5 protein-coding genes and 2 pseudogenes are annotated in these 7,633 nt (G+C 44.8%); 2 read left to right on the top strand and 5 right to left on the bottom strand.

The genetic code is table 11. The features are described from left to right. Window positions 1-259 (bottom strand): annotated as a pseudogene (locus CAG69_RS14095) (glutathione-dependent disulfide-bond oxidoreductase); the annotation flags it as partial. Window positions 260-513: 254 nt separating this feature from the next. On the opposite strand from CAG69_RS14095, the pseudogene CAG69_RS22735 reads away from it, so the two are divergent. Beyond that, a pseudogene (locus CAG69_RS22735) lies at window positions 514-633 on the top strand (dihydrofolate reductase family protein); the annotation flags it as partial. Window positions 634-697: 64 nt separating this feature from the next. On the opposite strand, the gene CAG69_RS14090 reads toward CAG69_RS22735, so the two are convergent. The 3 genes from CAG69_RS14090 to CAG69_RS14080 all read right to left on the bottom strand — a co-directional run bounded on the left by CAG69_RS14090 (window position 698) and on the right by CAG69_RS14080 (window position 4,712). After that, the gene (locus CAG69_RS14090; protein WP_161444775.1) at window positions 698-2,152 is read right to left on the bottom strand and encodes a sucrose-6-phosphate hydrolase; all 1,455 of its coding nucleotides are present in this window, start codon (window positions 2,150-2,152) and stop codon (window positions 698-700) included. Window positions 2,153-2,183: 31 nt separating this feature from the next. Next, window positions 2,184-3,107: an aminoimidazole riboside kinase gene (locus CAG69_RS14085; RefSeq protein WP_161444774.1), complete on the bottom strand. Its 924-nt coding sequence runs from the start codon at window positions 3,105-3,107 to the stop codon at window positions 2,184-2,186. A 165-nt stretch (window positions 3,108-3,272) separates the two neighbouring features. Continuing rightward, a complete protein-coding gene (locus CAG69_RS14080; protein ID WP_161444772.1) occupies window positions 3,273-4,712 on the bottom strand; it encodes a sucrose-specific PTS transporter subunit IIBC in 1,440 nt (479 codons plus the stop codon). Between the two features lie 235 nt (window positions 4,713-4,947). On the opposite strand from CAG69_RS14080, the gene CAG69_RS14075 reads away from it, so the two are divergent. Next, window positions 4,948-5,934, top strand: coding sequence for a LacI family DNA-binding transcriptional regulator (locus CAG69_RS14075; protein ID WP_161444770.1), 987 nt, complete (start codon window positions 4,948-4,950; stop codon window positions 5,932-5,934). Window positions 5,935-5,997: 63 nt separating this feature from the next. On the opposite strand, the gene CAG69_RS14070 is transcribed toward CAG69_RS14075, so the two are convergent. Further along, window positions 5,998-7,371 carry a carbohydrate porin gene (locus tag CAG69_RS14070; protein WP_161444777.1) on the bottom strand — a complete coding sequence of 458 codons (1,374 nt, stop codon included), beginning with the start codon at window positions 7,369-7,371 and terminating at the stop codon, window positions 5,998-6,000. Window positions 7,372-7,633: the final 262 nt, after the last annotated feature.

The following is a 7,633-nucleotide window of genomic DNA, read 5'->3' as shown; positions in this document are numbered from 1 at the left end:
ACTGGTCGCCGTCACCAATCTTGATCAGGTATGCATCATATTCTGCTTCTTTTACGCCTGCCGCCAGAAGCTCTTCAAACATGATCGTTACTTTCTGGCCGTTTGGAGTCCCCATGGAATAAAGTTGGAATGGGTGTTCCCCAACAGGCAATTCTTGCTCATGACGAGCGCCTGAGTCCGGGCGGTTAATGCTCGCCCACTGGCCACCGTTTTCGTTATCGTTTGTCCAAACTTTTGGTGGAATGTATTCGTTAGCCATTGTTATCCCTTATTGTGTTTGAATGCATTATCAAACTGGCAAACTCAGTGCGCCAGCAAGCATGATGAAGTAACCCACCGCATTCGATAAATGGGCATACCCCAGATATTAGGCCGGAATCTTCAAATAAAAGTCCTGACCTTTCACTTAATTAGAACCTTTGGTTATGGGATTTTCTTTCACGCTATAAGGAAAAACGTTGTGTTAATGTGAGTTAGGTTCGAGATGCTAACAATAATGAGTAAGCCCAACTCGGCGGCGCACCTCTGTTTGGTGATTTAGAACAACCGCTTAACTTTACAGTCACCAAGAGCGAAGTGGTGTTAGACACCTTAGTTCAAACCACTTACGTGCGTGATAGGCAGTTAAGTTAGATAGTTAGAAAGAAAAACGCCCTTCACTGAATCAATGAAGGGCGTTTTAATGTATTCGAAACCGTTACTTAGCTGATTCAAACAAACCAGTGATGCATTTCAAAGGAAAAAGCCTTGCTTGCTCCAACCCTCTCAACGTTACCGTATTTAAGTCATCAATAAAGAAACGACTGGTCATCGTGTGTTTGCCACCATTAATGAAAATCTCGATGACAGAATTGTCGATATACATCTCAATCGTCTGCTTAGCGTCCAATCTTGGTGCTTTTCGAATGCTACCAAATTCTTCTGCGTACAAATGAGACATGTGACGACGGTCCAGCATAAACTCGTGCTTTGTCGCACTAAAGACGATGTTGTCACCTTTGAGGTTACTCAGCTCAAGTTCAAAGCCATCGCCCTCAAGGTCTAATTGGATCAAACAACTGGTGCTTTCCAGTGTATGGGACTGTGCAAAGACCACCTCTTCTTTTCTTAAACTCTTCAGCTCAGGGAGCGGAGCTTGAACAAGAAAACCATCTTTCAACGTTAGTTCTCTAGGAAGAGACAACATTCCTGCCCACTGGTGTGTGACCGATGGTGTGTCGATTTCTGGCAACCCTATCCATGCAATAAGAATGCGACGCCCATTCTCATCTAAATAGGTTTGTGGGGCGTAGAAATCAAACCCATAATCTGGCTGCAAAATATCTTGGTGGTTTTCTAAAATCATCGACTCTAGGTTCAACTGATCACCCACGATATACGCAACAGAATAGATGTTTTTGAAATCATAAGGATTATTACTGCTCACGCCCTGTGGAGAAAACAGCATCACCGATTGACCATTAATCTCAAAGAAATCAGGACACTCCCACATGTACCCAAGGTCAGAAAACTTGGTCTTGATAGGACCTTTATGCTGCCACGTTTTCAAATCTTTGCTTTGATAGAGCGCCATTGAACCATGCTCGGTTTTGGTTTGAGCACCCACCACCATCAAATAGTCGTCGCCTTTCTTCCAAACTTTTGGATCACGAAAGTGCTCCGTGTAATGTTCGTTCTCAATGACCACACCATGCTTTTCAATGTTGCCATCTGAATCCATGGTGGCAAAGCACTGTGTTGGAATTCGATTCCAGTTTTGGTCACGCTTATTACCAGTAAAAAACAGCAAAGCCTTGTTGTTTTCCACCAAAGCACCGCCCGAATAGACACCATGTGAATCGTAGTCTTGGTCGGGATGAAGACCCACACCATGATCAGTAAAATGGATGAAGTCTTTAGTAGAAAGGTGGTACCAATACTTCATTCCATGGACTGGTCCCACAGGCGTCCACTGGTAAAAGATGTGGTGCTCACCATTGAAATAGCACAACCCATTTGGGTCATTTAACAGCCCAAATCTAGGGGCGATATGAAAACTAGGAAAGCCTTTATCTTGCTGACGTGAAAGTGTCATTTCTTCGATATCACACTGAGGGATTTGCTCAAGTCGGCGATATCTTTGCTCTACAGTCCAACGGTTGTTTAAGCTCATAATTTTTCTCAACTGAAATTGGATCTGGAGATCATTGCCCAATAAATTGCAGCAATTCTGTCTGGGTCGGAAGCGCGGTCATTGCGCCTTTTTGCGTCGTCGCTAATGCACCACAGCCATTTGCCCATTGAATCGCAGAGCTAACAACAGGATGATTTTTCCAATCGTCATACCTAGACAGGCATGCCAGTAGCCCTCCGACAAAAGCATCACCCGCACCTGTGGTATCAATCGGACTAACGACTTGACCTGTGATCAGTTCACTCTGACTTTCAAAGACGCGCCAAACACCTTTCGCACCTTGTGTCACCAAGACCAAAGCAATATTCAAAGAGGCTATTTGTTGTAAACCTTGCGCCATCGATGTTGAGTCAGTTAAGAACAAAAGCTCTTCTTCAGAGAACTTAACCACATCGGCCATCGCTACAGCCTTCATCACGACAGCTTGGATTTCTGATTGATCTTGCCACACTTCATCACGCAAATTAGGGTCAAAGCTAATGAAACCACCAGCGGCTTTTGCTCTTTTGATCGCCTCAAATGTGCTGCTTCGACTTGGCTCATTTGCCAGTGAAATCGAGCAGACATGCAGCCAATCACCTTGCTTAAAGTTAGGGATGTCTTCAACAGACATAAACTGATCAGCGCTCGGTTTTACCATAAACGTAAAGCTGCGCTCACCTTGCTCGTCTAAATCCACCACCACTGTTGATGTTCTTTGCTCAGGATCTTTAACGAGAAACTCCGTGCTCACGCCCTCTTGATCGAGCGTTGATTGCATGAAGCGACCAAATGGGTCATCACCTACACGTCCAAAAAACGCACTCTTACCAGATAGACGAGCAATAGCTACGGCGACATTCGCTGGTGCACCACCGGGACATTTGAGTAAAGAAGTCTCAGATTCCGGTATTAGATCGACAACAGCATCACCAGTTACCCACACTTGATTCATCTTGCTTACCTTGAAATTAAAGCCCTGATAGTCCAACGTGTTGAACACCTTCACTACCAAGTAAAAATTGAAAAAGGCTAGCCAAGCCATTAGTGCTTGGCTAGCACCCCAAACATTTATGGAAAGAAGTGGATTTTGGGGGACTCCACCCTTAAGGAGTTCAGATTAAGCCGCTGCTTTTCTACCGACTTTAGCGCGGTCACGCATACCAAGAACAATGGTGAGAACAAATGCGGTCAAGAACGCGATCACCATACCCGCGATGTAGTACCCAATCTTCTCTGGCGTAATAGAAATGATGCCTGGAAGACCTGCTGCACCCAACGCCTGAGCTTTCACATTAAACATTGTAATGAACGCGCTCGATAACGCCGCGGCGCAAACTGCCGCAATAAATGGGTAACGTAGCTTTAAGTTAACACCAAACATGGCTGGCTCTGTAATACCCAGCAAACCCGTAACACCAGATGGAATCGCAATACCTTTCATCTTCTTATCTTTGCTCATCACGCCCACCGCCAACGCTGCCGCTCCTTGAGAAACGTTAGACATCGCCGCAATAGGAAAGATAAAGGTGCCGCCCGTCGTCGCAATATCCGCAAGAAGTTGAGTTTCAATCGCAATGAAGCTGTGATGCATACCAGTAATAACAAACGGAGCATAAATAAGACCAAATACCGCACCACCAACAAAGCCAGCAGTGTTGTATAGCCAGTTCAGACCATCACCCAATAGGAAACCGATATCACGCGTGAACGGACCGACGACAGTAAACGTCAGCAAACCCGCTATGAAAATCGCCAGTAATGGCGTTAAAAGGTTGTCTAAAACAGAAGGTATGACTTTACGTAAGCCTAGCTCAACCTTCGCAAGAATGAATGCCGATACCAAAACCGGTAACACCGAACCTTGGTAACCCACTTTTTGGATTTCAAAGCCAAGAATATTCCAAACCGGAATGTTGCCAGACACAGATGCGCCGCCGAATCCCCAACCATTCAGCAAGTCAGGGTGAACCATCAACATACCTAGCGCCGCCCCTAAATATGGGTTACCGCCAAACTTCTTACAGGCTGAAAATGCCAGCAGAATAGGCAGGTAAACAAACGGCGCGTTCGCAAACGTGTTGATCATGTTCGCCAAGTCTGTCAGTCCTGGGTTGGCATCAATCAAAGATTTGCCATCAATGAACAAGCCTTGGGCAGTCAATAGGTTATAGATACCCATCAACAAACCACCAGCGACGATTGCTGGAATGATTGGAACGAAAATATCAGACAGCCCTTTCACCGCGCGCTGAACAATGTTTTGTTTCTCTGCGCCAGCAGACGCAACGTCGTTGGTGGACATTTCACTCATCCTCGTCAACTTCGCCATTTCTGCATAAACTTGGTTTACGATGCCTGATCCAAAAATGATTTGGTACTGACCCGCAACTTTGAACTGCCCTTTTACCCCTTCAAGGTTATCAATCGCTTGTTCATCTATTTTTTGCTCATCTGCAACGGCAAGGCGTAAGCGTGTTGCACAATGTGCAAGTGCGGTGATGTTGCTTTTACCACCTAATAGAGTTAACAACTCTTTTGCTACTGCCGGATAATTCATTTCATACCCCATTGGATTATTATCTGAGCTTGCGAAATTTTCGGGAACGTTTGCAAAACAGATTTTTGCTCAATAAAACCAAATGATCAAAGATAAAGCAGAGAGAATGTGAGAATGATCGTCAAATTCTCTCCCTAAGAGCAGTATAGGAGGTTAGAATCGCTACTTATCAAAGAGCTTTTCATCTTCTCTTTGCAAACAATCCCAAAAACGAAAAACAGAATGGATAGGAACAATGGCGAGTCTGCATGATGTCGCCCGTCTGGCTGGCGTATCAAAATCAACAGTGTCACGGGTTATAAACGATGAATATGGCGTAAAAGAAGCGACAAAACTGAAAGTCCGCCAAGCAGTAGCGGAGTGTGGCTATGTGCCGAACCAAGTCGCTAAAGATCTAAAATCTCAAAAGACCAATCTGGTTGGTGTCATTGTTCCTCGGGTTTCCTCTCATGCCACATCCCAAGGTGTCGATGGATTAACCGATGTCCTTGAAAAAGCCGGGAAACATGTCTTACTTGCTAGCACTCACCAAGCCCACGAAAAAGAACTGGAATACATTCAGATCTTTAACCAAAAACGGGTTGAAGGGATCATTCTTTACGCCACCCACCTCGATTCCAAGCTGGTAAAAGCAATTCAAAACTCAGCGGTCCCAGTTGTGCTCGTCGGTCAAGATGGTTCCATGTTTAATATTCCAAGCATCATTCATGATGACGCACGAGTAGGGTTTGAAGCGGGAAATAGACTGGTTGCAAAAGGTTGCCAAACCATGGGCTTTATTGGCGTACAAGGTGACGATATCGCGGTAGATAAGCAACGCTCTGAAGGATTTGTTCAAGCGCTGCAACACCATGGTTTTGAGCTCGCCTTCCATGCTCGTGGTGACTTTACAATCGACTCTGGCTATTCATTGGCAAAACAACACTTAACAGAGAACCGTAAGCTAGATGGCTTGTTCTGTGCGACAGACCGTATTGCTATCGGTGCGATGAGAGCGATTCAAGAGCTCGGGTTAACACCGGGTAAAGACGTTTTAGTGCTAGGAGTTGGTGATGATGAGCTCGCATCAGTGTGCACCCCAACCTTATCAACATTTAACTATGCATTTGATAAAGCAGGTGAAAATGGTGCGAAACTGTTGCTAGACAGAATTGCCAACAGAAGTTTTGAAATGAGTAAGATGGTGCTAACCTTCAAAACAATTGAGCGTCAGTCCTGTTGATGAAAAAGCGCCAACTGAAATCAGTTGGCGCCTTTCTTATTACTCTTTCTCGGTTAGAGCCCTTTAGAACCAAGTTTCCATTTGCAGTGCAAACAGAACTTCACCACCATCACCCATCGTTGCAACGCCCGCATCCTGGCTAATCGAGTAGCCATTCAAGTCTTCGCTCCAATCAACGTAGCTAACAGCAAAACGTAGCTCCGGACGGTCAAAGAAACCTGCTGCGGTAGACATCTTAAGCGTTGGTGCAATTGTCGCTTTGTAAAAACTGCCACTTGCTTTATCAATCGCATTGTCTAGGTCCATGTATTGGTATGAGCCTTCATAAACCATCTCAAAGTTTTGCGTAAACTCTTGCGCTAAGCGGATGTTGAACGATGCCCACGTGAATTCATCATTTTTAGCAAAGCGATCTTGGTTGTGTTCTGCTAGCAACGCAGGTGCTACACGCCAGTTGTCGCCGATGCGTGTTACACCATAACTGAACAAGCGTACGGCTTTTGCGTCTTCTAGCAAATCACCGTTTGAACCAATGCCTTTAAGTTCTGCACCCAGTCCATCACCCATCAAAATACCAGTTTTAGAGAAGCCTTCACTCATGCCAAAGAAGTTATCGCCATGGTAAGCAAACATCGCATGTAAACCTTTTTCCGCTGCGCCTTCTGCGCGATCATTGTTATCAGCTGACGTCATGCCGCTCAGCATCAATTGCCAATTACCAAAGCGGTTGTTCATTGTCGCGATATAGTTTTCAACATCAGTTGACGAGCTATCAATCTCACCAAAATCACGACCATAGATCGAGAAGTTTGCTTTCCACGAATCGCTCATTTGGACGTCATACACGCCAGCACCAGTACCAGATAAGAAAACGATATCCGAGTCAAAGAAGTGAATGTCAAAGTTATCACGGTCAAATCGTTTACCTGCCCAAAAAGTTGCGTCAGCAAACGCACTTGATTCAGAGAACATGCTCAACTTGTTTAGCTCAGCATATACCTGACGAACGTTTAATTGACTCTCACTCGCTGTCCATTCGTTATTGGTTTCCGTACTATCTGCCAGCATGATTCGGAACAAAGCGCTGGAACCATCATCTGAAAAACGTTTGTGAATAAGGTTTGCTTCCACATAATGATCATCCTCAACCCCTAATCGTCCAATTGGAGCGCCAATAGCACCAGCAGCCGTCATGTAAGGACCAGTACCCACAGCGCCATTCAGATCATCATTAATGAGCAGCCCGGAACGAGCGTAGCCATGAAACTCAAAGCTTGAGGCTTTCTCATTTGCTTCTGTGGATACTTTTTCTGTCTGTTCAAGTCGCTGTTCTAATTCATTAATTCGCTTTTCAAGAGCCTCAACATCTGTTGTTGCGAATGCAGGTGCAGTAACTAGCCCAAGCGCTACTGCCATCGTCAAAGTGTGTAGTTTCATTTCCATAGTCTCACGTAAATTTATACTTAGGTTATTTGCAAACGTTCCCAAGCAAAATTGCAAACTTATGGTGACTTTAAATGTCCATCTAAAGCCTGAATTTCAGAGCGCTCAGATACAGAGCGTCTCTACCACTTGTATCAATGAAGGCGATAATATATAAAAATTTCGGGAACGTTACCGCAAGGAGGCGATTTTGTTACTTCTATCACGTTCAATTGTGTTAATTACAGAAAAATCATTAACCAGCGCACATTTGAAT

It is taken from the genome of Vibrio sp. V43_P6S15P86 (genome assembly GCF_009904725.1).
Classification (GTDB): Bacteria; Pseudomonadota; Gammaproteobacteria; order Enterobacterales; family Vibrionaceae; genus Vibrio; species Vibrio diabolicus.
This window is presented reverse-complemented; position numbering and strand designations above follow the sequence as displayed.

What these genes read in the sequence shown, in the direction of transcription:
- CAG69_RS14090 (WP_161444775.1), bottom strand. Translation starts at nt 2,152, where the DNA reads ATGAGCTTAAACAACCGTTGGACTGTAGAGCAAAGATATCGCCGACTT.
- CAG69_RS14080 (WP_161444772.1), bottom strand. Translation starts at nt 4,712, where the DNA reads ATGAATTATCCGGCAGTAGCAAAAGAGTTGTTAACTCTATTAGGTGGT.
- CAG69_RS14075 (WP_161444770.1), top strand. Translation starts at nt 4,948, where the DNA reads ATGGCGAGTCTGCATGATGTCGCCCGTCTGGCTGGCGTATCAAAATCA.
- CAG69_RS14085 (WP_161444774.1), bottom strand. Translation starts at nt 3,107, where the DNA reads ATGAATCAAGTGTGGGTAACTGGTGATGCTGTTGTCGATCTAATACCG.
- CAG69_RS14070 (WP_161444777.1), bottom strand. Translation starts at nt 7,371, where the DNA reads ATGAAACTACACACTTTGACGATGGCAGTAGCGCTTGGGCTAGTTACT.